Origin of the sequence: Martinezella lusitana (genome assembly GCF_016901135.1) — a bacterium.
In the GTDB taxonomy this organism is placed as follows: domain Bacteria; phylum Pseudomonadota; class Alphaproteobacteria; order Rhizobiales; family Rhizobiaceae; genus Rhizobium; species Rhizobium lusitanum_D.
The window spans coordinates 1-21,414 of the sequence record NZ_JAFEVL010000023.1; the positions used below are offsets into that span (position 1 = coordinate 1).

General features: G+C 57.3%; 22 protein-coding genes and 6 pseudogenes. 9 read left to right on the plus strand and 19 right to left on the minus strand.

What is annotated here, in order from left to right; genetic code table 11:
• Window positions 1-246: 246 nt before the first annotated feature.
• The 11 genes and pseudogenes from JTP94_RS09830 to JTP94_RS09880 all read right to left on the minus strand — a co-directional run bounded on the left by JTP94_RS09830 (window position 247) and on the right by JTP94_RS09880 (window position 7,467).
• Window positions 247-654, minus strand: coding sequence for a hypothetical protein (locus JTP94_RS09830; protein WP_204850334.1), 408 nt, complete (start codon window positions 652-654; stop codon window positions 247-249).
• Between the two features lie 490 nt (window positions 655-1,144).
• Complete coding sequence (tnpB, locus tag JTP94_RS09835) at window positions 1,145-1,498, minus strand: IS66 family insertion sequence element accessory protein TnpB (protein ID WP_204850335.1); 354 nt, start codon at window positions 1,496-1,498, stop codon at window positions 1,145-1,147.
• A complete protein-coding gene (gene tnpA / locus JTP94_RS09840) occupies window positions 1,495-1,884 on the minus strand; it encodes an IS66-like element accessory protein TnpA (RefSeq protein WP_204850336.1) in 390 nt (129 codons plus the stop codon). Before tnpA ends, tnpB begins: the two co-directional genes overlap by 4 nt.
• 335 nt (window positions 1,885-2,219) lie before the next feature.
• Complete coding sequence (locus JTP94_RS09845; protein ID WP_204850337.1) at window positions 2,220-2,645, minus strand: type II toxin-antitoxin system VapC family toxin; 426 nt, start codon at window positions 2,643-2,645, stop codon at window positions 2,220-2,222.
• Window positions 2,645-2,899 (minus strand): type II toxin-antitoxin system Phd/YefM family antitoxin, encoded by a 255-nt coding sequence (locus JTP94_RS09850; protein ID WP_034510174.1) that lies wholly within the window; start codon window positions 2,897-2,899, stop codon window positions 2,645-2,647. The genes JTP94_RS09845 and JTP94_RS09850 overlap by 1 nt, the downstream gene beginning before the upstream one ends.
• A gap of 431 nt (window positions 2,900-3,330) precedes the next feature.
• On the minus strand, window positions 3,331-3,489 hold the full coding sequence (locus tag JTP94_RS36020; RefSeq protein WP_409456599.1) for a hypothetical protein: 159 nt from the start codon (window positions 3,487-3,489) through the stop codon (window positions 3,331-3,333).
• Between the two features lie 251 nt (window positions 3,490-3,740).
• Window positions 3,741-3,998 carry a type II toxin-antitoxin system Phd/YefM family antitoxin gene (locus JTP94_RS09860; protein WP_204850338.1) on the minus strand — a complete coding sequence of 86 codons (258 nt, stop codon included), beginning with the start codon at window positions 3,996-3,998 and terminating at the stop codon, window positions 3,741-3,743.
• A 176-nt stretch (window positions 3,999-4,174) separates the two neighbouring features.
• Window positions 4,175-4,471 (minus strand): hypothetical protein, encoded by a 297-nt coding sequence (locus JTP94_RS09865; protein ID WP_204850339.1) that lies wholly within the window; start codon window positions 4,469-4,471, stop codon window positions 4,175-4,177.
• Window positions 4,472-4,754: 283 nt separating this feature from the next.
• A complete protein-coding gene (locus tag JTP94_RS09870; RefSeq protein WP_204850340.1) occupies window positions 4,755-5,111 on the minus strand; it encodes a hypothetical protein in 357 nt (118 codons plus the stop codon).
• A gap of 254 nt (window positions 5,112-5,365) precedes the next feature.
• Window positions 5,366-6,353, minus strand: a pseudogene (locus tag JTP94_RS09875) (IS5 family transposase).
• 91 nt (window positions 6,354-6,444) lie between these two features.
• Window positions 6,445-7,467: a LacI family DNA-binding transcriptional regulator gene (locus JTP94_RS09880; protein ID WP_204850341.1), complete on the minus strand. Its 1,023-nt coding sequence runs from the start codon at window positions 7,465-7,467 to the stop codon at window positions 6,445-6,447.
• 422 nt (window positions 7,468-7,889) lie between these two features.
• On the opposite strand from JTP94_RS09880, the gene JTP94_RS09885 reads away from it, so the two are divergent.
• The 6 genes and pseudogenes from JTP94_RS09885 to JTP94_RS09910 form a co-directional block, all read left to right on the plus strand.
• Window positions 7,890-8,873, plus strand: coding sequence for an ABC transporter substrate-binding protein (locus JTP94_RS09885; RefSeq protein WP_204850342.1), 984 nt, complete (start codon window positions 7,890-7,892; stop codon window positions 8,871-8,873).
• Between the two features lie 122 nt (window positions 8,874-8,995).
• Window positions 8,996-10,495 (plus strand): sugar ABC transporter ATP-binding protein, encoded by a 1,500-nt coding sequence (locus tag JTP94_RS09890; RefSeq protein ID WP_204850343.1) that lies wholly within the window; start codon window positions 8,996-8,998, stop codon window positions 10,493-10,495.
• A complete protein-coding gene (locus JTP94_RS09895; RefSeq protein WP_204850344.1) occupies window positions 10,492-11,493 on the plus strand; it encodes an ABC transporter permease in 1,002 nt (333 codons plus the stop codon). The genes JTP94_RS09890 and JTP94_RS09895 overlap by 4 nt, the downstream gene beginning before the upstream one ends.
• Before the next feature lie 3 nt (window positions 11,494-11,496).
• Window positions 11,497-12,480, plus strand: a complete 984-nt coding sequence (locus JTP94_RS09900; protein WP_204850345.1) for an ABC transporter permease — start codon at window positions 11,497-11,499, stop codon at window positions 12,478-12,480.
• 66 nt (window positions 12,481-12,546) lie between these two features.
• Window positions 12,547-13,134 carry an SIS domain-containing protein gene (locus JTP94_RS09905; RefSeq protein ID WP_246754769.1) on the plus strand — a complete coding sequence of 196 codons (588 nt, stop codon included), beginning with the start codon at window positions 12,547-12,549 and terminating at the stop codon, window positions 13,132-13,134.
• Between the two features lie 79 nt (window positions 13,135-13,213).
• Window positions 13,214-13,476 (plus strand): annotated as a pseudogene (locus JTP94_RS09910) (DDE-type integrase/transposase/recombinase); the annotation flags it as partial.
• Window position 13,477: 1 nt separating this feature from the next.
• Here JTP94_RS09910 and JTP94_RS09915 read toward each other — a convergent pair.
• From JTP94_RS09915 to JTP94_RS09925, 3 genes are all read right to left on the minus strand, one after another.
• Entirely contained in the window at window positions 13,478-14,062 is a 585-nt protein-coding gene (locus JTP94_RS09915; RefSeq protein ID WP_204850346.1) for a cation transporter, read from the minus strand.
• 13 nt (window positions 14,063-14,075) lie between these two features.
• Window positions 14,076-14,648 (minus strand): Chromate resistance protein ChrB, encoded by a 573-nt coding sequence (locus tag JTP94_RS09920; protein ID WP_204850347.1) that lies wholly within the window; start codon window positions 14,646-14,648, stop codon window positions 14,076-14,078.
• A gap of 429 nt (window positions 14,649-15,077) precedes the next feature.
• Complete coding sequence (locus JTP94_RS09925) at window positions 15,078-16,163, minus strand: AI-2E family transporter (RefSeq protein ID WP_204850348.1); 1,086 nt, start codon at window positions 16,161-16,163, stop codon at window positions 15,078-15,080.
• Window positions 16,164-16,406: 243 nt separating this feature from the next.
• Between JTP94_RS09925 and JTP94_RS09930 the strand changes: the two are divergent.
• Window positions 16,407-16,868, plus strand: a pseudogene (locus JTP94_RS09930) (PAS domain-containing protein); the annotation flags it as partial.
• Window positions 16,869-16,924: 56 nt separating this feature from the next.
• Here the strand turns inward: JTP94_RS09930 and JTP94_RS09935 are convergent.
• Window positions 16,925-18,090, minus strand: a pseudogene (locus JTP94_RS09935) (IS3 family transposase).
• Between the two features lie 80 nt (window positions 18,091-18,170).
• On the opposite strand from JTP94_RS09935, the pseudogene JTP94_RS09940 reads away from it, so the two are divergent.
• Window positions 18,171-18,293, plus strand: a pseudogene (locus tag JTP94_RS09940) (histidine kinase dimerization/phosphoacceptor domain -containing protein); the annotation flags it as partial.
• A gap of 86 nt (window positions 18,294-18,379) precedes the next feature.
• Here the strand turns inward: JTP94_RS09940 and JTP94_RS09945 are convergent.
• A pseudogene (locus JTP94_RS09945) lies at window positions 18,380-19,101 on the minus strand (IS6 family transposase).
• Window positions 19,102-19,402: 301 nt separating this feature from the next.
• Here JTP94_RS09945 and JTP94_RS09950 point away from each other — a divergent pair.
• Window positions 19,403-19,618: a hypothetical protein gene (locus JTP94_RS09950; protein WP_204850349.1), complete on the plus strand. Its 216-nt coding sequence runs from the start codon at window positions 19,403-19,405 to the stop codon at window positions 19,616-19,618.
• A 108-nt stretch (window positions 19,619-19,726) separates the two neighbouring features.
• On the opposite strand, the gene JTP94_RS09955 is transcribed toward JTP94_RS09950, so the two are convergent.
• The 3 genes from JTP94_RS09955 to JTP94_RS09965 form a co-directional block, all read right to left on the minus strand.
• A complete protein-coding gene (locus JTP94_RS09955; RefSeq protein WP_204850372.1) occupies window positions 19,727-19,981 on the minus strand; it encodes a GlsB/YeaQ/YmgE family stress response membrane protein in 255 nt (84 codons plus the stop codon).
• 481 nt (window positions 19,982-20,462) lie between these two features.
• The gene (locus JTP94_RS09960) at window positions 20,463-20,732 is read right to left on the minus strand and encodes a DUF6894 family protein (protein ID WP_204850350.1); all 270 of its coding nucleotides are present in this window, start codon (window positions 20,730-20,732) and stop codon (window positions 20,463-20,465) included.
• A 60-nt stretch (window positions 20,733-20,792) separates the two neighbouring features.
• Window positions 20,793-21,275 carry a ferritin-like domain-containing protein gene (locus JTP94_RS09965; protein WP_204850351.1) on the minus strand — a complete coding sequence of 161 codons (483 nt, stop codon included), beginning with the start codon at window positions 21,273-21,275 and terminating at the stop codon, window positions 20,793-20,795.
• Between the last annotated feature and the right edge of the window lie 139 nt (window positions 21,276-21,414).

Genomic DNA, 21,414 nt, shown 5'->3' on the forward strand with positions numbered 1-21,414 from the left:
CATTGAACGTTCCTCTCGTTGAAGGGAACGTCATGGTCAGGCAACACCAACAGCCTGCCTAGAACCTCAGATAATCATACCAAACTCACCGCGCGCGCCCTCCCGCGTAGCGGGTTCGTGCTTGAGGCGCAGCCACGACTTCGCATTCTCGCCGGGATGTCTCCTTTCGGGCAAGGGCAACGCTTACCCCTACGGCCGAGATGCGGGCGCGATTCGGCCGACACGGCTGTCGGTCTCTTCTATCCCCTAACGATGTGATCCACACGGGGAACTCGCCCCATTTTGAGCCCGGAACTGTAGCATCTTCTCAACGAGATTGATTTCTGTCGTAGCTACTTTACCCTTCTCGAAAGATAGCATCGCTGCTGGCTTTCCAGTGCAGTCCCTGCGCATCGCCTTCATCACAGGACCGTAGACAAAGACATAATGGTTAAGATCGATGCAGTTAGCCGGTTTTGCAGAAACGAGGTTACCTTCGGCATCACAGCTTTCCGTATAGTGATAGCTTCGGGCAGTCGTAGCGAGCCGATTTAGAGCTGCGGTCTCACTGAACATGTCCCAGAAGAAGAAGCCGCAAGCCGCGACAATTACGAATAGCGTGCCCAGCCTTAGAAGGCCTTGAGTTACTGTTGGTGTGGCTTCGTTGCCTTGCATTTAGCCCTTCCAGAATCTGGTCAATGACGGCAATTGGCGCGAAACGGAAGATCGCGAGCTTGCCAAGTTGGGTCAAGCTACCGCTGAATCTCGATCTTTCGCCGCGCTTGCGCGTTCAACCGCGCGTGGGCCTGGTATTCTCCGCAGAAAGTCCTCCGCCGTCCATCCCGGCTCGTCGACAAAGCCTCCGCCCATCGATACGAACTCTGGCGTCTGGTCGACGCAGAAGCACGGAAGCCATTGGCGCATATCGGCCCGAGGCGGCCAACTCACTCAGCCGTGGTAAATGATAAGACCTGATTTCCGGCCACTGACCCCCGATTCATGAAGTCATTTCGTGCTGATAGGAAATCCCCATTTTGCCGGATCGAGATACTCTTCGGGTGGCAACATCATCGGGAAGATCGGCGACATCAAGCATGGCCAGAACCTACCAAATCCCGCGCCGATTTGCCCTTGGAATCTGTCGTGCTGAGTCATCGTGCCGCAGCTATTCGATGGTCTCTGGCGTTCTCGGCTGGACGGCATGAACCCGCCGCCAATCAAGGCCTGCAAACAGGGCTTCGAACTGGGCGTGGGTCAGCGTCATCAGGCCATCCTTGATGCCGGGCCAGGTGAAGGTGTGCTCTTCCAGCCGCTTGTAGGCCAGCACGATGCCGCTTCCATCCCAGTAGATCAGCTTCAGCCGGTCTGCCTTACGAGACCTGAACACGAAGACCGTTCCGGTGAACGGGTCCTTGTGCAGCTCGTTCTTCACCAGCGCCGCCAATCCGTCATGCCCCTTGCGGAAGTCGACTGGTTTGGTTGCGACCATGATCCGCACGCGGTTTGATGGAAAGATCATGTCGCCGCCGCCAGGGCACGCGCGATGGCGGCGATCCGGGCAGCAGACGCCCCTTCCTCAAGACGGATGGTGACAGGACCGACGACAATCTCGGCGCGGGAGGTCTGCTTGGTGGCTGGTGGTTCCGGTGCGGGCATCTCGACAACCATGGCCGCGAATTCGACTGCGTCTTCCGGCTCGGGCAAAACCAGCTTGCCCTGCCGCGCAAGTGTCCGCCAGGACGACAGATGATTGGCTTTTAGCCCATGGCGTTCTGCGACCTCGTTTACCGTTACGCCCGGACGCAAGCTCTCCGAAACGATCCGCGCCTTGACCTCATCCGGCCATTGACGATGAGCCTCACGTCGGCCCCGCCGCGTCGTGAGAACCTCCAATGTAGTGTCCATGGAGAAACTCCTTGTCGCTCGTCCATGGAAACTCGATCACAGATCAGGCGACGGCGGGCAACGTGGGGCCAGAACACCGGTTACGGTTCAAGGGGCGTTTCCCGCGAAGCTCCGGAAAACCCTACGGCGCTAGATGGGAGCGCGGGTTTCCTTCGCTTGGCCACCGCTCGCCTGCGGCTTGCTCCGGCCGTGACCGCGCCGTCCCACGGCGCTGCGGCTGGAAAACGGGTTCAGTCATAGCCGCATCGCACAAACGATCACGCCGGAAAGTCAGGGTGACTCCGTCGGGTCCAGGTGGGAATTAAGAGCGAAGATTCAGTTGGAATCTAAAACTGTTACGCCGGCATATCCCACGGATTCACGAGATTCACTCCCATGCCCTCGAAATCTTTGACGTTTCGCGTGACCAGTGTCATACGCCGGGTGAAGGCTACGGCCGCGATATGGGCGTCATTGATCGGCCTGGGATTGGGTACATGCCATTTCGCCGCCTGAACGGCTGCCGCTTCGTCCAGCGGCAGGATACGGCCGGAAAATGTCCCGAGGACCGTGTTTTCCAGCCAGTTGCGCAGTACCTTCCCGGCAACGGGGTCATTGTGCTCCACCAGCCGAACGCCAATCTCCAGTTCGTGCAGAACCACGGACGAAATGAAGGTCTCGGCCGGATCGATGGTCTCGTTCCAGGCCGCGACATTGGGATCAGCCCTGCCGCTCGCGACTTTGCGGAGTTCAGACACGACATTGGTATCGAGTAATAGCATCAGGACAGGTCAACCGGCTTGGCATGTTCAGTGCGCTGCGGGAGAGGCAAGTCAACGTCTTCCGCTCCCGGCGCAGCCAGCATATCACCGAGCGTCCGCATTTTTCCGGTAAGCCGCTTGTACTCGTCGAACGACAGGAGGACGTGCGCGGGCCGTCCCCTGTCAGTGATGATGACAGGGCCGTCCTTGGCGGCGCGCTTTGCGCGGCCAAGATCCTGATTGAGTTCACGGCCTGAAAGCGTGGTGACGGTCATGGCAAACTCCAACGTTCGTGGCCCCGACATTTGTGGTTACGTAACCACATTTAATTCACGGAGGCTGGAATTGCAAGAGGCAGGCACGGCCGCCGATCGTGCCGACGCGACGTGAAACGAGCAAGGCGCGATCCGGAAATGATGGAGAGTATCGGAGAAATCAGCGCGAGCGCCGGCCGAGGGCCGGGATTTCGGGAGTTCTCGACGCGCAAGGAGCGGAACAAGGGCAGCCGCAGGAGCTTCAACATGGTGCCCCCAAGGGGAAGCGGGACCGACTGCCCCCGCTCCTTGCGCTCCGCTTTTCATGGGCGGGCAGGGAGTTCCGAGGGATGGGGTGCCATGAGCACCCCTTGTCCCAGCCAGCGCACCGCTCGATGCGTTCAAAGGCTGGAGACGACATACCGCCGCCTCGGATGCGCGGGCACCGCGCTTCATTCGGTACGGCTTATTCTGGCATTAGCGCTTGCCAGAAACGGCTTGAAGGCTGCGGCGATCTTCGCAAGAAAGCCCTTGCTGAACGATCCCAGCACTTCCGCATTCGGATCGTAGTAGAATGAGGCTTCCGCCAGGTCGTGATTGAATTCCGACACAGTGATCCACGCATCTTTCCATTCTCGAATGCCGGCGCGTCGGCATTCGAGTTGTGGAATCTCCAAGGCCTGTTTGATCGGAGCGGGGCGGCGTTCCCGAAATGGCCAGCAGAATGAGGTTCGTCTGATTCCCCTTGGGAATCGCAAGAACCATGCAAACGGGTCGGCTTTTCCGCCCTTCCGTTTCTCCCTTGTCGCGTTGCCACGCCCAGAGATAGGGGTATCGGATTACGGAACCGTTGGCCGGGACGTCAGCCATTGGCGTCTCGCCCTTCCTCTATCAGCCGGTCAAGCTCGGGAAGGATCATTGCCGCGAGATCTGCGGGAGCTTCGTTCGGACCATAGACCCGGCGCGGATCACCTCGGCTTTTCAGAGCTTCAAATTCGTCGTAGGTCATGAGGACATATCTTGGCTTACGATGCTGCGTGATCGCGACGGGCTGGCGGTCTGCCGCCATGGTCACAGTCTTGATGTCTCGCAGCAATTCGACGGTCGAGAATTTTTCCATCATCACGCTCCCTTCAATTAATACGAAATATACAAATTATTTGACTATTTCGCAAGCCCGGAAAGCACCGCTACGCGCAATCAAGTCGTTCCATTTGAGGAACTTGGAAAAGCCTGAGCTGACCAGTCCTTTCGACATCAAAGGACGGTAGCTTTGGTTCTGCGGGTTGCACACGATCATGTCCGGATGCCGCGGGCGTAGGCCTCGGTGCAGCCCCCTTCCCCTTTTTGCTCGGCTCTCCGGAGCTTCGCATTCCAGCCGCCCATGACATGGGCCGGCGTGTGCCACTCCTCATGAAATCTCATCGCCAGGCTATCGCCGACCAGAACGGTCGCGGGAATATGCAGAAGTGAAAATTGGATATATGCCATGTGAACGGCGCGGCGATCGATGTCCACTGCGATTGCGGGTTGCGATGTTTGTCCGAACGGCGGCGCACGCTCGGTCACCGTCCCGGCTGGCGCAACTGGCATCTACAGGATCTGCCCTTCCGAGGAGTAGCGGCAAGGCTAGGGCTTCGATTGAGCCGCTGAGGTTCTTCCTCGCAAGCTTGCCAGTGCAAGAAGTTCTCGGGACCATTTGTCAGAGGCCGTTACGCCTTTTGCTCACAGGGTTAGGTGAATGTGCTCCGCAGGGCGCGCATGCTGCTACTCAATCAGTTTCAGGACCACGACGGCTTCACCGACAATGATCGAGACATAACACCCTTAGAGCCCGATCTGGCAATGACTTGCGGTGCCGTCAGCAGGGCGCTGATTAACTGGGATGTTTCACCGTTTTGGCGGTCGTCACGTTCTTGCGCGGTTTCTTCGGGATCACCCGGGCGAGAGCGTCCGTACAGCCCGGCTGGGTGAAGTGGCAACTGACCGACGACGGTGGCGAGTGCCCGCCACCGCCCCGGCATGTCGACTGAGATTTCGTAAAATAGGGCGTCCGGCGCCCAGTCAGTCTCGCTGCGCCGGTGCCGCACGGCTTGTAGAAGGTTCCGACTTGCGTCTTGAGCCCGTATTCCTTGTAATATGCGACTTCATAGTCGCGGCCAGCGGCTGCGTGTGCCTCGGTACCGGCGACGATTCCCAACGTCGTTATGGCAAGAAAAAGACCGAATCTCATGGATACTCTCCCTTAGACAGGCGGAGATGGTGACAGATTTGGATAGTTTTTGCACCATCTTTGAAATGTTTCCTCGAGGCCATAGATCCCGTCAATGCACCTGAGGTAAGGATTTATGATCTCGAATTAGCGCAAAACCTGAATGTCTCCCCGGCGATCATCCGGCATCGTGTTTCCGTTTTTAAGGGGGCACCCTTGGATGGCATTGGTGCGTGGATCAGCGTTTGTGCGGAATTCGGTCTTTGATATATCGTTTATTTCGTTGCCGCGATCGGTGCATTACAGCGAACGGATTTCGGGCGTCCGCAGGCGAGCAATCGGTTAGAATGGCGACGCCGATAGCAGCCTCTGTCTGCTGAGCGGCGAACGAACGAGCGCCTAAACACGGCCCGATGATGCCCTTGTATCTCCCCATCGCGGTTTCGATCAGCGCCGCTTGCCATAGCCGGTTGATGCCTGCCATTTCAGCCGCCCATCTGTCTGCATAGATGCAATGTGGTCGTCTCGCTGGCAGGATGCTTGGGCGTTGAGCCGTCCAACCGCGTTCGAGCGCGGTGGAATGATGACCTCTGCGCCTGCACTGTGACGCAGCACGGCGTCATAGCTTGGCTCGCCATCATAAGCTCCATCGGCAGTGAACTGGCCGATCTCATCGTCGATCTGGTCCAGCAACGGCTCAAGCTGCGAGGCATCGCCGGTTTCCTGATCTGTCAGGCTATGTGCAATGATCTCGCCACTGTCGGCATCAAGCGCCAGATGCAGTTTTCGCCAGCCACGGCGGGACTTTGCGCCATGCTTTTCTTCCAGCCATTGGCCGGTGCCATAGATCTTCAGCCCTGTGCTGTCGACCAGAACGTGAAGAGGTAGATCTGGCGTAGCTCGTCGTTCGACAGATGCCACCCAGGTTCTTGCCCTGCGGCTGAGTGCCGTGTGATCGGGCACAGGCAGATCTAATCCCATCAGCGCAAGAACCGAACGCAAAAGGCCTTCGCTTTGGCGCAACCGCAGTCCGAATACCATACCCAGCATCAAGGTCGTCTCGATCGCCAGATCGGAGTAACGTGGCTTGCCACCTCTTGTCTTGCGCAGCGGTGCAGCCCAACCTGCGAACGCTTCCGGCGTCACCCAAAGGGTCAAACTGCCACGGCGACGAAGGCCCGCCTCGTACTCCTGCCAGTTCGTCACTGTGAATTTCATCTTGCTGATGAGGTGTCGACGGGAGGCGTTATGCTTGTGCGGCATGCTGGATCAATCTAGCCATTTTCGATCGCAGCCGCATAGATGTAAAATGTTGAAATCGGATCCCTGCACCAACGCGACCCCAAGATAGATTTCACAGGCTTCGCGGCCCACTAACGGAGTCACGGGGCACCAAGGTGCACTCGATTTTTGTAATCGGGAAGCGCTTACGGTCGGGAGTAAAAGGCTCCGCCAATCGATCGATCGCCCAACGCCCCATTGCGCGATGGGGTAATACGCAAGACGTCAGCCGGGGGCGCATATGGCGTGAAACGTCCTCGTCGTCATAGCCCACGACCGACACGTCCTCCGGGATGCGAAGTCCCGCTTCCTTCAGCGCGTCATAACAACCCAAAGCCATCCTGTCGTTCTGACAGAATATCGCCGTGGGTGGGCTGTTGAGCTTCAAAAGCTTTTGAGTTGCTGCAAAGCCACCTGTTGTTGACCAATCCCCTTCTACCACCAATTCTGGATCGAACCGGATGTCAGCGGTCGCCAATGCGCGACGATATCCTTCCAAACGACTTTTCGATGCATCCATCCAGGATTCGCCGAGGATCGTGGCGATCCGCCGATGGCCATGGTCGATGAGATGCTTTGTAGCGCCTTCACCGCCGGCAATTTCACTGGGTACGACTGCCGGAAAGGCATGATCTGTGGTGTAGCAATTCAGTAAAACCAGTGGGATTCCCAGCCTGTAGAGAAGCTCGGGTGCCTTCAACTCCCTAGTGATTATCGTCATGTAAATCATTGCGGAAACGCGCCGTGACAGCAGGGCCTCGATCGTGTGGGGCTCCATGATCGGATCAGACATCGTCTGCGCTGAAATAATTACATTCCCGGCGCCCCACGCTGCTTGTCGAGCCCCGTCGATTGCAATGGCGGCCTCAGGGCTTGTCGCCAGCTGGTCTACAACGAATGCAATCGTGGACTCGCTTCCGACCGGCATGTCTGGTTCAAAAAGATCGGGAAAGTTTGCCGCACTGTAACCAAGGTCGCGCGCAACGCTAATTACACGTGCTCTTGTATCGGGCGATATCTTCACGCCCTCGGTCCGGTTCAGCACCAAGGAAACAGTCGCCTGAGAGCAGCCTGCTTCCTTTGCAATATCAGTCATTGTTACACGCGCCGTCCGTACTTGGACACCTCTGCGCATCTTATGCGTTGTTGTTCTCATGTCGCTTTCAGTTATCTAAACGCTTCTTTTGGATGCTCGTCTCTGAGATCAGAAATTCCCTGTCGTTCCTCGCTGCAAATTTATAATTATTATTAAACTCGACGTAGATCCTGATTGTCAGTGCGCGCCTTCCAATCGCCGCTTCCATGTCGGTTCCGATTCCCCGCGGACCGTCTTGCGTGGCGTCACGACAGATAGTCAAAAAATCTATTCCTATTCATATAGTTCTAGCGTCTTGGCGCATAACGCGCAACAGGCTGCGCAATTTATAATTATTATTGATATTGACTCATAATTATAACTGAATGAATATGCATCCGTGGTGATGCCACTGAGGAATGAAAACCGGGAGGAACCCTTTCATGTCACTTACGCGTCGAAATTTGATAATTGCCTCGGCAGTCGGGGCGAGCGCAGCCTTACTATCAGGTCAGGTCTTTGCAGATGGCCTGCCAGTCCTGACCAAAAAGGCTAGCTACAAGGTCGGCTTCGCCCAAAGCGAAAGCAACAATCCGTGGCGTATCGCGCAAACAAAGAGCATGCAGGACAAGGCCAAAGAGCTCGGTTATCAGCTCGTCTACACCGACGCTGCGAGCTCAGCCGCAAAGCAAGTTGCCGACGTCAACTCGATGATCGCGCAGGGTGTCGACTTGATCTTTTTGACGCCGCGTGAAGAAAAGCCACTTATTCCAGCCGTGATGGCCGCCAAGAAGGCAGGAATCCCGGTTATTCTGCTCGACCGCAACGTCGATCAGTCGTTGGCCAAGGCTGGTCAGGATTATGTGACTTTCATTGGCTCGGACTTCGTTCAGGAAGGTCGGCAGGCGGCCGAATGGCTGGCGAAGAATGCTAACGGCAAATCGAAGATCATCGAAATCGAAGGTACTACCGGCTCGTCCCCAGCGAACGACCGTAAGAAAGGCTTTGATGAGGCGATCGCCAAAGCTGGTGGCTTCACGATCGTCGCTTCTCAGTCGGGTGATTTCTCACGCGACAAGGGTCGGCAAGTCGCCGAAACACTTATCCAGGCACATCCTGAAGCCGATATTATTTATACCCACGCCGACGAGATGGCGATGGGCGCCATCGCAGCTCTAGAGGCTGCAGGCAAAACACCGGGCAAAGATGTGCTGGTGGTTTCCATTGATGGCGAAAAGGACGGTGTTCAGGCGATCGTCGATGGCAAGCTCGGATCAAGCGTCGAATGCAATCCGCGCTTTGGCCCTAAGGCCTTCGAAACCATGGCGCGGCTCGCCAAGGGTGAGAAAATTGAACCTTGGGTGAAGAACGTCGACAACTTCTATGATTCTTCCAATGCCAAGGATGCGTTGCCAAAGGCATACTGATCCCTTCCGGGCGGGGTCTGGTCGGCAGCTGCGTTGCGTCTAGCGCGGGGCCTTCGACTGGACCCTGTTTGGCGTTTCAAACTTACGTTCCGCCACGGGGAGCGTCCCATAGGATAATGAATATGCTGCTTTCGATGACGGCCATCGACAAAAGCTTTGGCGGTGTTCGAGTGTTGACAGAAGCCTCACTCGAAATCGAGCCCGCGGAAGTGATGGCGCTGATAGGACAGAACGGCGCCGGCAAGTCGACACTCATTAAGATCCTCACCGGAGCCTATTTTCGCGACAACGGTGACATCACTTTTGAAGGGAAACAGGCGAACTTCCAATCTACCGCCGAAAGCCAGACGGCTGGCATCGCTACTATCTACCAAGAGATCAACTTGGCGCAGCACCGCTCCGTTGCAGAGAACATCTTCTTGGGCCGTGAGCCCAAGAAATTCTGCCTTGTCGATCGCAATAAAATGTGCGCCGACGCAAGAGCGGTGCTGACGCGATTCAAGCTAGATATTGATGTCGAACGACCCCTTGAGGATTTCGGAGCGGCCACCCGGCAGATGGTAGCGATCGCCAGAGGCGTCACGCAGAACGCCCGCCTCGTCATCATGGACGAGCCGACCTCCTCGCTCGACGAACGCGAGGTTGCTGTTCTCTTCGAGACAATCCACGCATTGAAAGCTGACGGTGTTGCTACTGTTTTCATCAGTCATCGTCTGGACGAGCTCTATGCGATCTGCGACCGCATAACCGTGATGCGCGATGGCCGTACGGTCGCTGCCACTGCCATGAAGGATATTTCCAAGGTCGAACTGGTCCGCACAATGCTTGGCAAGGAACTGACCGCTTTCACGGCGGGTGCGGGTAACCGGAGTGGGAATCCAAGGGAGACGCTTGTCGAGGCAAAGAACCTGAGCGCTGGCTTACGGGTTCGCGACGTCTCGCTATCCATCGGCAAAGGCGAAATCGCCGGTCTGGCAGGTCTGCTTGGCTCAGGAAGAACTGAGACCGCACGTCTGATCTACGGAATTGATCGCCGCGATGGCGGGACAGTCCTCGTTGCGGGCAAGGCGACTGCTTATAACGAACCTGTCGACGCGATCGCCGCTGGATGTGGCTTCGTATCGGAAGATCGCAAAGTGGAAGGCATCGTGCCTGACATGAGCGTACGCGAGAATATGACGCTCGCCATTCTGCCCCGGCTGCAGAAGTCCGGGATCGTCGATCGCGCCGCGCAGAAGGCGATCGTAGACAAATATATAAAAGCTCTCGGCATCAAGTGCGCATCGCCAGAACAGCCGATCCGAGAGCTTTCCGGCGGCAATCAGCAGAAAGTCCTGCTTGCCCGCTGGCTATGCATGAATCCCCGCCTGCTGATCATCGACGAGCCAACACGAGGTATTGATGTCGGTGCAAAGGCAGAAATCTTGAACCTGCTTCGGTCACTCGCCGATGACGGTCTGAGCGTATTGATGATTTCCTCCGAACTCGAAGAATTGATCGCCGTCGCGGATCATGTGACGGTCCTGTCGGACGGTCGCTCGGTCGCTCATTTGTCAGCAGATGAACTATCAGAGGATCGACTAATGACCGCCATGGCTCACCAGAGCAAGGCGGTAGCATGACCGCGCCTCACTCACTTCCGCCAACCGCTACTCGCCCGCATGTGAACTGGTTTGTCTGGATTGGCCGCTATGGTACGCTTGCCGCGCTTCTCGTCCTGATCGCTTTCAATATGGCGGTGACGCCGAATTTCCTGTCATTGCAAACGCTCAACGTCAATCTCACCCAAGTCGCCACGATCGTCATCGTTGCGACCGGCATGACACTGGTCATCGCGACCGGGGGCATCGACCTTTCCGTCGGATCTCTGATGGCGATTTCCGGCGCGCTGGCGCCAATGATCTTGCTCGGCGAGATCGTGCCTATCCCCAATCCGGTTGTCGCTGTGGGACTGGCTCTCACAGTCCCCGTGGCTGTCGCGGCCTTGTTTGGGTGGTTCAATGGCTTCCTTGTTACACATTACAAGATCCAGCCGATCATAGCGACACTAGTCCTCTTCATTGCTGGTCGCGGCATCGCCCAAGTGCTGACCAACGGCAATCTCCAGTCTTTCAAGAATGACGCCTTCCAGTTCATCGCACTCGGACGGATCCTCGGTATTCCAGTGCAAGTCATCATCATGGCCGTGATGGTCGCCATTACCGCCTTCGTTGTCCGCCGTACCGGTTTTGGGCGGCGGATTATCGCGGTGGGCGGCAACGAGATGGCGGCGCGCCTCGCGGGTATTCCAGCTCAGCGGGTCAAGCGGATAGTCTATATTGTCAGCGGTGCGCTTGCCGGCATCGCGGGTCTGGTCGTGGTTGCCCGTAATTCGGCCAGTGACGCCAATCTGGTTGGGTTGGGCATGGAGCTCGACGCCATCGCCGCAGTGGCCGTCGGCGGTACGCTGCTGAGTGGCGGGAGAGCCAATATCATCGGCACTCTGCTTGGCGCCTGCGTCATCCAACTTGTGCGCTATACCTTGCTGGCCAACGGCGTTCCGGATGCCGCCGCACTCGTCGTAAAAGCGGGGTTGATCATTGTTGCCGTCTTCATTCAGCAGCACACGGAGAGAGGGTAAATCATGAGATCAACCGCTTCCAAGTTTTCCTATCTCGGGCCATTCGCTCCACGATCCAGCGGTGACCTCGCCCGTCTCGGCGTTGTCGCTGCCCTTCTGGGGCTGATCCTGTTCGGCACTCTCCGCTACGATCACTTTCTATCCTCCTACAACGCGCTTTCTTTTCTGCGTTATAATTCAATGTTCGCCCTGATTGCGCTGGGCATGGCGTTGGTCATTATGACCGGCGGCATTGACTTATCGGTCGGTGGTACAGCGGCTATGTCCAGCGTGGTAGCCGCTCTCCTCTCTCCCTATCATTGGGCTCTGGGTCTCGCCGGCGGCCTGGCGGCGGGTCTCGCGGTAGGCACCATCAATGGCCTCCTCATTACACGCTTAAGAATTCAGCCATTTATCGCCACGCTTGCAGCCATGCTGGCCGCCTACGGAACGGGGTTGCTTCTGGCCAACAATCAATCCGTATCGGTATCCTACGATTCAGGATTTACCGATATCGGCCAAGGTGACTTCCTCGGCTTTCCGACCCCCGCATGGATCGCACTGTTCATCTATATTTGCGGCTGGATCACGCTGGAGCGACACCCTATCGGCAGGCGCATTCTCGCCATTGGCGATGGCGAGGTGACCGCCAAGCTGATGGGCCTCAAAGTTGAACGCGCATTGATGGGCGTGTACATAACGTCCGGCATTCTCGCCGGTCTTGCGGGCGTCATCCTTGCTTCGCAGTTCGGCGCCGGTCAGCCCACCGAAGGGGTTGGCTGGGAATTGTTCGCCATCGCATCGGTCGTCGTCGGCGGGACACTGCTCACCGGCGGCGTCGGCTCTATCGGCGCGACCCTGGCCGGCGTGCTGTTGCTTGCAATGGTCTTCAACATCCTCAACTTCGAAAATGGTCTCGGCTGGATTTCGCTCTCGGCTTACTGGCAATCGGTGATTCGTGGCTTGTTCCTGCTCGGTGTCGTCATCCTGCAAGCGAAGCTGAAATAGCTCAACAGATACGTTCAATTACCTGAATTCATAGGGTGTTGGGAATTCTGAAAGTCAAACGACGTTTTGGTAAAGGGAATCAGCGTGAATAGTCTTGAAGCGAAGAACGGATTGCACTGGCGGGTGATCGAGGAGATTGCTGCGTCCGTGGATAGCATCGACGCCGACGCGATAGATCGCACGGTCGAGCTCATCGCCATGGCCCGTCACGTCAGCGTATTCGGCTGCGGTCGTGAAGGATTACAAATTCGTGGGTTTGCCATGAGGCTTTTCCATATGGGGCGGGCGGTCTCCGTCGTCGGGGAAATGGTCACTCCTGCCATAGGCCATGGAGATCTTTTCCTGGTCGTGGCCGGACCAGGAACGCTCTCGACAGCATCAGCCCTTGTCGGGGTCGCCCGCGCTTCGGGGGCGCTAGTCCTAACCATAACAGCGCAGCCGCAAGGCCCTGTGCCGCAAGGATCGGACGAGGTGTTGGTTTTGCCAGCGCAGACGATGGCAAATGATCAGGGAGAAGCCAAGTCGGCAATGGCGATGGGATCTGTTTTCGAAGGAGCACTGTTCGTGCTGTTCGAAGTAATGACCCTGAAGCTAAAGGATAGGTTGGGCGTGTCCGACGCAGATATGCGCAAGAACCATACAAATCTCGAATGACCTTCCTTGCGGGCGAGCTATGGGGCCACGGCACTCTCGTCGAATCAGGATGCCGCCGAGCGCTAGAATTGCCTCCCACCACACGACGCTGAACAGATGGGTCGTGAAATATTCGCCGCTTATTGCCTGCCATGCCGGCGCCGCAAATCCGCGACCAGCCGTTCCTGGCGAATGGACGAAACCTATATTCAGGTCAAAGGCAAGTGGACCTATTTCTATCGCGCGGTCGATAAATTCGGCAAAACCCTTGATTTCATGCTGTCCGAGCACCGCGACGAGGCTGCAGCCAGCGCCTTCTTCGCCCGCACGATCCAGCCTGAACGCCCTCTTGTCAGCCGGAGTGTTAAGGCGTCGCGGAGCGATGCTCCGCACGGGCCGCTTCCCATACTTCTTTTGCCGCATCCGCGTTCATCGCGGCGATCCCCAGCCCCACCAGCAGGTCGGGCCACGCCGAGTTCCAGACGAATGCGGTGACAAGACCGGCTCCGATGATGGCAATGTTGGCGACCACATCATTGCGGGCCGACAGGAAGGCCGCTCGCGTCAGGCTGCCGCCGTGCTGGCGGTAGCGCACCAGCATGGACGCACAGGCGAAATTGATAGCCGCCGCGCCGAGCCCAGTCAGGACGAGCGGCAGCGGGTCCGGCGCAACCGGCACTAGGAATTTCTGATACGCCGTCCAAAGGGTCGCCAGGCCCGGCACGAGCAGGATGCCCGCCAGCAAGACACCGAGGCGGGCACGGTTGCGTAAGCTCCATCCCAACGCCAGGGCGATCAGGAGATTGATGGAAGCGTCTTCAAGGAAGTCGACGCTATCTGCCAACAGAGACACGGAGCCAATTGCGATCGCGACGGCGAACTCCAATCCGAAATAAGCGAGATTCAACAGCGCCACACGCGTCACAACCCGCCGAAGTCCTGTGCCCATGATTGCCATGCTGTCAGCCCTTCGGTTCGAGTGGGTTCGACGCACTTCGGGTTTCCTCATGCGCCTCGAACACCTGGCTGGCGAAGGCGTCGAGCAGTTTCTCGCAAGCCTTAAGACGTTCGGAGGCATCGACGGCCAGCGGGGCGCCGTAGAAATCGAGCTTCCTGATTTTCTCAAGCCAGTCCTGTAGCTTCTTCAGATCGGCATCTTCTTCTTCCAGTTCAGCATAGGTGAATTTCTGCGCGGCAAGCTCCTTGGCGATTTCCTTTTCGAAATCACCGCATCGTTCCAGAAACTCCCGGTAATGTTCGTCGCGATCTGCCTTGAACCGGCTGGCCACACGCTCTTGTTGAGCTGGATCGAGCGCCGCGGTTTCGAGCAGCACGGCTTCCCCGCCCATTTCGGCGACGTCGTTGTCGAGCATCTTCATACGTCGGGCGTTCTCGTCCGTTTTCGGCAGCAGACAGACACCGTTCTGCAAATACACTGCACCGAGGCCCTTGAGCTTGCGCCAGAGCGCGACGCGCTTGGCAGCCGGCTCGGTTGGCACTTTGTAGATGAGTAACAGCCAGGTCAGGTCGGTCATGGCTGATTGCATAATGTTACAGCCGTTACATGTCAATCGCTACGGACCTCGCAAGACATCACTCCGAAGTATCGGTCGCGATACATCTGGGGACGCAAAGCATGTGGGGCGGGGCCCTAATTCGGTCGCTTCCCTGGAGGCCGAGGTCAGAGGCGTGGTGCCGCTCGCGAAAGCATGAGCCACGCAAGCGTAGCCACGAAACGCTGTTCACCGGCTGTTGTGCGATGCTGCCAACGGAAGGCGCCGGCTACGGCCGAGGACGCTGGTATTCAGCGACGCCTGGAGACGTGTCCACGCAGGAACTCCGCGAGATATAAAGTTACCGGCAACCGGCGGCCATGGCCAATGGCACATCGGCGCCTTCGTGCGAAACAACCGCAACGGGCCACCCTGTTCCGGAGCCACGGTTAAAGTCACGTTGACATTCGCTCAGTCGGAATTGGAAGGCGGCGTGGGGTGGCTGCGTTCCTCGACTTCGGCCATGGTCCACTCACGGAAGAGGCTGTAGGCGACCGCCAGCAGCGTTGGCCCGAGAAAGATGCCGATGAAGCCAAAGGCGATGACGCCACCAAGGAGCCCGAAGAGGCCGAGCAACACCGGCAGGTTGTTGGTTTTGCCGAGGACGTAGGGTCTGATGACGTTGTCGATGCTGCTGACAAGGAGCAAGCCCCACGCCGCGACGAAGATACTCCGCCAAATGGCACCCTGGGCAAGAAACCATAGCGCCACCGAGCCCCATACAAGCGGGGGGCCTGCCGGCACAAACGACAGGATGAACGTAAGGAAACCAAGCAGCAGCGCCTGAGGTACACCGGCGATCCAGAAACCAATGCCGGCTAAGAGGGCCTGGGCGAGTGCCGTGCCGATCAAGCCGTAAATGACGCCCTTGACGGTCGCGCCCACGACCACAAGCAGCTCTCGGGCCCGGAGCCCGGCGAATCTTTCGCCGACTGCGCGCACGTGGGCCGCCATCCGCCGAGCGTGAAGGAAGAAGAAGAAGGCGATGAATACGCTCAGCCCGAGTTCGAGGAGCCCAGCGCCGAGCACCGCCCCGCTGGCAACTGCTAAGTTTGTGGCGGGGCCGATCAGCTTCTTCAGTTCAATGGTGAACGCGGGCGCATTGTGGGCCAAGCTCTCCCAATAGGCAGCCAGGTTCTCGCCGATTAACGGGAGTCCTGCGACCCAGTGCGGCGGCGTCGGAGGGCCTTGCTCGAGAACTTGGTTCACAGCCGTGAGCAGGTTGCCTACGCTGTCCGTCAATGTCGGCACCATAACGGCGAACGGTGCGACCAGAACGAGGGCGACCAACAACGTCATCATGGTGGCGGCCACACTTTTATTGCCACCGACTGCCCGCTCGCACCTCCTGTAGACCGGCCATGTCGAGAAGCAGATCACCGCCGCCCACAGGATGGCTGACAGGAATGGCTGAAGCACGAGAGCGCAACCGAGCGCAAGCAGAAGAAGGGCGCCGAGCCCCAGAATTTGTTCGATTGGCTTGCCGAGAGGTATCATGCCCAATTTTTCCTGTTGCTCCGGCTAGATTATCAGTGATCGACGCGATGTGCAGCCAGCGGAAAGGCCGGCGTGTTGCGACTCGATAGGACAAACTCGCAGCCACAATTCTGGCGACAATCCCAGAAGCGCCGGCCCGATATGGCATCTCGCCTAGCTTAGCCAGGCGGCGACATTTGCCGAGGAGGAGTGTACTATACGTTGATAATTGAACCTTCATTGCGAACAAGTGATCCGCGGCCGATGATCGATTTTCAAAATATCGAAGACGCGCAGACCTTGGCGCAAGCAATTGTGAATACCATTCCAGAGCCCTTTATTGTCCTCGACGACCGGTTTCGTGTGCTGGCTGCCAGCCGTTCGTTTCATGAGACTTTCAAGTTCGATCCCGAATATACAAGAGACCGTCTGCTTTACGCCCTCGGTGACGGTCAATGGGATATTCCCGCCCTGCGCGTTGTTCTTGAGACGATCATTCCCGAACATGCCTCGATGGAGGGCTTTGAGGTCGCGCATGATTTTCCCGATCTCGGGCGCCGGACCATGCTGCTCAACGCCCGACAGGTCACTTACGGGGATAGCCGCCGCTCGATGATCCTGCTGGCATTCACCGATGTCACGGATCGGCGCAAGATCGAGCGGGAAAAGGAAGAGCTCCTTAAGCAGACAGAACAGCTGCTACATCAGAAGGAAATCCTGCAGAGGTGGCTCGGTTTGTCTGAACAGTTTCGAGCGTTTCGCTAAGTGGATTTCCGCCTCGATTATGCTGCGACCTTCATCGGTGTCAGCGCGTTGAAGTAAGCCTGATCCGGCGTCTGCCGGTCAAGGGATGAATGTGGACGTCGGGCGTTGTAAAAGATCAGATAGCGGCCGATGCCAGTTCGGGCCTCGGACACGCTTTTGTAGGCGTGGAGATAGACCTCTTCGTATTTGATCGACCGCCAGAGCCGCTCGACGAAGACATTGTCTCGCCATGCACCCTTGCCGTCCATCGAGATGGCGATTTCGGCCTTCTTCAGCACCGCCGTGAAGTCGGTGGAAGTGAACTGCGACCCCTGATCCGTATTGAAGATGTCAGGCTTGCCATACCGGGCAAGCGCCTCTTCGACTGCTTCAATACAAAGGCCGCTTCCATTGTGATCGAGAGCCGCCACGACAGAACCCGACGACTAAACCAATCGACGACAGCGCAGAGATAGACGAAGCCCCGCGCCATTGGAATATAGCTGATATCCATGGCCCAGACCTGATTGGGCCTGATAACCGCCAGTTTGCGCAGGAGATACGGATAGACCTTGTGACCAGGTGCCGGTTTTGACGTATTGGGGCGACGGTAGATCGCCTCAATACCCATCCTCTTCATCAGCGTGGCAACGTGAAGTCGCCCTGTCCGCAGCCCTTCTGCCTTCAAAAGCCATTGCAACATGCGGCTTCCAGCAAACGGGTAATCGAGGTGGAGTTCGTCGATCCCCGAGCGAATGCGCAGCATTCGTCCGCCGCCGCATCAGGGCCAGATCGTCATCTGACACGGGACGCGGCAAATAATAGACACTGCCACGACTGAAGCCGAGAAGCTTTGCCTGGCGCACGACCGACAGTTTGTGCCCGCGATTGATCATTTCTTTCCGCTCAGCAACCCGGCTTTGCCGAGCGCACCGGATAAAAAATCATTCTCCAGCGTCAATTCTCCAATCTTGGCATGGAGTGTTTTGACATCGACGGTTGGGCTCGCCGGTTCGGTCCTGGCTTCATCGCCGAAAACGCCCGTCGCTCCCTCAAGGAGTTGGTCTTTCCACTGTTTGATCTGATTGGCGTGCACATCGAACTGCTGGGATAATTCCACCAGCGTCTGCTCGCCCCTGACGGCGGCAAGCGCCACCTTCGCCTTGAAAGCCGGTGTATGGGTACGGCGCGGTCGTCTTGTCATGCTATCTCGTGTTCCCGGCATCTAAGCCGAAGTCAGGCAGAAATTCCACTTATCCTAGCTGTTCGAATTTCCCGAGCCACCTCTTGCTGCAGGAAATGCAGCACCGCGTTGCCAATAGTCTCCAGATCATCGCCAGCATATTGCTGTTAAAAGCGCGGGCGGTCACGTCTGAGGAAACACGGCGCGACTTGCGGGATGCCCACTAGCGCGTAATGTCGGTTGCAGAGTGTCGTTTGGCAGTTAATCGTAAGACTCTCTCTGCAATAGTTTCAATAAGATAGCCCGGCACCTAATTTGATGGGGTGGAGCGGCCTGCCAACGGCGTCCAGCCACCGGAAAAGCCAAAGCCCTTCCGCAGCCACAGCATCGCTTCGAAGCCGGCGATCGTCCGCCGCGCGGTGTTGAATGACTGGAAGCTACCGATTTTCGGCATGTTCTTCTTCACCCTGAAATGGTCGCTCTCGATGCCTTGTTGTAGATGCTTGGTGCCATAGTGTACCGGATCTGGATGCAGGAGCCCATCATCGACTGACATTTTAATCGCTGACGGGAACGTATTGGCGCCATCCGTGCCGATCTTTTCCGGCGCGAGCAGGGGCTCGTCCCGCAGCATTTTGCGGAAGAAGCGCTTGGCTGCATCGAGGTCGCGCCTTGCGGTCAGCAGGAAATCCACCGGGTTCCCGTGTTTATCGATGGCTCGGTACAGATAGCGCCACTTGCCCCGGATCTTGACGTAGGTCTCGTCGATCCGGACCGAACCGCAATGGGGTTGGCGGAACTGGCGCAGGCGTTTCTCGATCATCGGAGCATAGGCGAGCACCCAGCGATTGATCGTGCTGTGGTCGACCTCGAAACCGCGCTCGCTAAACATCTCTTCCAGATCGCGGTAACTCAACGGATAGCGCAAGTACCAGGCGACTGCCTGCATGATCAGCCATGCCTCGAAATGCCGCCCCTTGAAATCATCCTTCGACAGGGCTTCAGCTTTTCGGCAATGGCATTCAGAATCATCGGCACGCTCCACAACATCGGGAGCGCGAATTTCTTCGGCGTTCGTCAAACATGCCGTTAACCAAAAAAATTTGCGACAGGCCCATTAAACATCCCCGGCCCACCGCACCAACGTCATGCCTGCGCCGGGCGCAATGCCTTCAACGCATCCTGAAGGGGACTCTTTGGATTCCTGCCAGCGCTAGGCGGTGCATTGCGTGAACCCCTCGCTCAACAGAGTTCGCGGAAACCCTGAATCAGCAATTCATGCGGTTCGAAATCGAGATTGTCACGGAAGCCGCCAACATAGGTGGAAATAGGGATGAGAAAGCCAGTCATCATCGTGCCGTATGATCTGGCCCGGCCCGCCAGGTATGAGGCGCTGAGATGGATGAGCGTAGCGATTTCCCGCCAGGACCGACATTGCGCCCGTTTTCAGGCACAATGCGAAATCGTGAAAAACTGCCTCCTTGGCCTCGTCTCCCGGAAGGTGCTGCTGTACGCCGACCAGGCTTGCCGCATCGAACAACGATCGTAAGGCAGGTCTCGGCGATGCCTACCACGGCCTCCCCGCGCGCGCTATCTCGCCGGTTATTGTCACTCGCGACAACGCCAAATCTTTCGACAAATTCTTGTGCTGGGGCGATTATGCCCGACGGACAAGCCTGAGCAGCAGCAGAAGGAGGATCGAGCCGATCGTGGCGTTGACAATCGCTCTGACGATACCTGTACCCAGGCTAAAGCCGAGGCGGGGGAAGAGCAATCCCGCGATAAACGCACCGATGATGCCAACAACGACATCTCCGATCAGACCAAAACCGCCACCACGCACCACTTGGCCAGCAAGCCATCCGGCAAGGGCGCCAACAAGGAGAAAAACAAGCAGGCTCTCATTCGACATCATATGATATTTCCTTAGGTTGGCAGGGGTCAACAGTGCTCCGCTGCGGCGGAGCAGCCGTTGGCATCCCTAGGGCGCCTATCGTACCCCTCCTTTGCGTCAAATTGCGCATGAGAGTCAATCTGTTATACGCCGCTGGTGAGGAATTAGCCTGCGCTGCCCACTGGCACCGCAAGGTTCTGCCTGAGCTGGTTTCGGCTCCTAGAGGTTTTTCCAATCTGTCCGCTGCCGCCTTCTTCGAGCAATGGTCCCCAGTCACCGTCTTTCGTAGACTCATTGTCTCCAGGAGATCCGAAGCAACGTTTCGCAAAGGCTATCGGAACCAGCGACCCCCAATTTTGGCGATGAAGATCCAATCGTTGAGGCCAGCCGCCGTTCTCTTTATTGGATGGGTTGGCTGGCCTTGAGATAGGCGTGAGACAGAACCGAAACCCTCCTGCCAATCTTATCATACAAAGCGCACCCAAAGGATTCGGCATTCCTACCGATGAGTGTGCTTTCCTGCTCCTTCCTCTATAGCAACGAACGAAATTTCCAATCTCAGCGTCAAGCGCACGACCGGAACTTTCTCTCCGTTCAAAATCTCGACAAGAAGCTGTTGCCCGTCCTTCCGGGGAATCCCGTCCGCGGCCATTTCCGATAGAACATTCTTTGCTTCATCGATCGCAGAGACGAGATCGGGCAAGTCGCAGCCCTCGCCGTCGTCGCGCGCGCATTCACTATCTTGCGTCGCAAAGTAGAATGTTGTCATGTTCAAACTCGAACGGTGCGCTGCTTCGCAACGCACCGAAGAATGGCAGTCGACCGCGCCTTATGCTGCGTTCTTGGCCTTCGCATTTGCTACGGTTTCCGCCAGTTTCGTCAGCTTCTGGTCGGTGGCCTTCTCCTCCTCAAGTGTTTGCTGTAGGAGAGTTACCGCGTCCTTCAGCCCCAATTGCTTCGCCCATTCGATCAGCGTCCCATAGCGGGCGATTTCATAATGCTCGACCGCTTGAGCCGAAGAAATGAGACCTGCATCGAGCGCCGGCGTGCCTTTGAATTCCTCGACGATCTCGTCGGCCTCGGCAATGATGCCCTGGATCGCTTCACATGTCTTTCCGCGCGCTGGCTTTCCCAGGAGTTCGAATACCTGCTCCAGACGCTCGACATGACCTTCGGTTTCATCCCGGTGGTGAAGAAAGCCTTGCTTGCCTTCCTCCGCCTGTGCTGCCCGCGCCATCTTTGGCAGCGCCCTCAGGATTTGCTTTTCGGCGTAATAGATATCTTTCAGCGTTTCCAGAAAGAGATCGTTCAAAGTCTTCTCGGATGCCGCATTCTGGTGCTCAGACGGTCAGCAAACGCGACCTATCGCACCTGTGGAAAAGAAACGCCGCGAGCGAGATTACGAATTCTTGTGGCGCTGCTGGCAAGTCTTGACGTGCTATTCCTGGGAT

Bases quoted from the DNA above. Each gene is read 5' to 3' on its own strand.
- JTP94_RS09865 (WP_204850339.1), bottom strand. From the start codon at position 4,471: ATGCCAGTTGCGCCAGCCGGGACGGTGACCGAGCGTGCGCCGCCGTTC.
- JTP94_RS09880 (WP_204850341.1), bottom strand. From the start codon at position 7,467: ATGACTGATATTGCAAAGGAAGCAGGCTGCTCTCAGGCGACTGTTTCC.
- JTP94_RS09955 (WP_204850372.1), bottom strand. From the start codon at position 19,981: ATGTCGAATGAGAGCCTGCTTGTTTTTCTCCTTGTTGGCGCCCTTGCC.
- JTP94_RS09890 (WP_204850343.1), top strand. From the start codon at position 8,996: ATGCTGCTTTCGATGACGGCCATCGACAAAAGCTTTGGCGGTGTTCGA.
- JTP94_RS09915 (WP_204850346.1), bottom strand. From the start codon at position 14,062: ATGGGCACAGGACTTCGGCGGGTTGTGACGCGTGTGGCGCTGTTGAAT.
- JTP94_RS09950 (WP_204850349.1), top strand. From the start codon at position 19,403: ATGAGAAAGCCAGTCATCATCGTGCCGTATGATCTGGCCCGGCCCGCC.
- JTP94_RS09850 (WP_034510174.1), bottom strand. From the start codon at position 2,899: ATGACCGTCACCACGCTTTCAGGCCGTGAACTCAATCAGGATCTTGGC.
- JTP94_RS09920 (WP_204850347.1), bottom strand. From the start codon at position 14,648: ATGACCGACCTGACCTGGCTGTTACTCATCTACAAAGTGCCAACCGAG.
- JTP94_RS09960 (WP_204850350.1), bottom strand. From the start codon at position 20,732: ATGACAACATTCTACTTTGCGACGCAAGATAGTGAATGCGCGCGCGAC.
- JTP94_RS09900 (WP_204850345.1), top strand. From the start codon at position 11,497: ATGAGATCAACCGCTTCCAAGTTTTCCTATCTCGGGCCATTCGCTCCA.
- JTP94_RS09860 (WP_204850338.1), bottom strand. From the start codon at position 3,998: ATGGAAAAATTCTCGACCGTCGAATTGCTGCGAGACATCAAGACTGTG.
- JTP94_RS09925 (WP_204850348.1), bottom strand. From the start codon at position 16,163: ATGATACCTCTCGGCAAGCCAATCGAACAAATTCTGGGGCTCGGCGCC.
- JTP94_RS09895 (WP_204850344.1), top strand. From the start codon at position 10,492: ATGACCGCGCCTCACTCACTTCCGCCAACCGCTACTCGCCCGCATGTG.
- JTP94_RS09830 (WP_204850334.1), bottom strand. From the start codon at position 654: ATGCAAGGCAACGAAGCCACACCAACAGTAACTCAAGGCCTTCTAAGG.
- JTP94_RS09885 (WP_204850342.1), top strand. From the start codon at position 7,890: ATGTCACTTACGCGTCGAAATTTGATAATTGCCTCGGCAGTCGGGGCG.
- JTP94_RS09870 (WP_204850340.1), bottom strand. From the start codon at position 5,111: ATGAGATTCGGTCTTTTTCTTGCCATAACGACGTTGGGAATCGTCGCC.
- tnpA (WP_204850336.1), bottom strand. From the start codon at position 1,884: ATGGACACTACATTGGAGGTTCTCACGACGCGGCGGGGCCGACGTGAG.
- tnpB (WP_204850335.1), bottom strand. From the start codon at position 1,498: ATGATCTTTCCATCAAACCGCGTGCGGATCATGGTCGCAACCAAACCA.
- JTP94_RS09845 (WP_204850337.1), bottom strand. From the start codon at position 2,645: ATGCTATTACTCGATACCAATGTCGTGTCTGAACTCCGCAAAGTCGCG.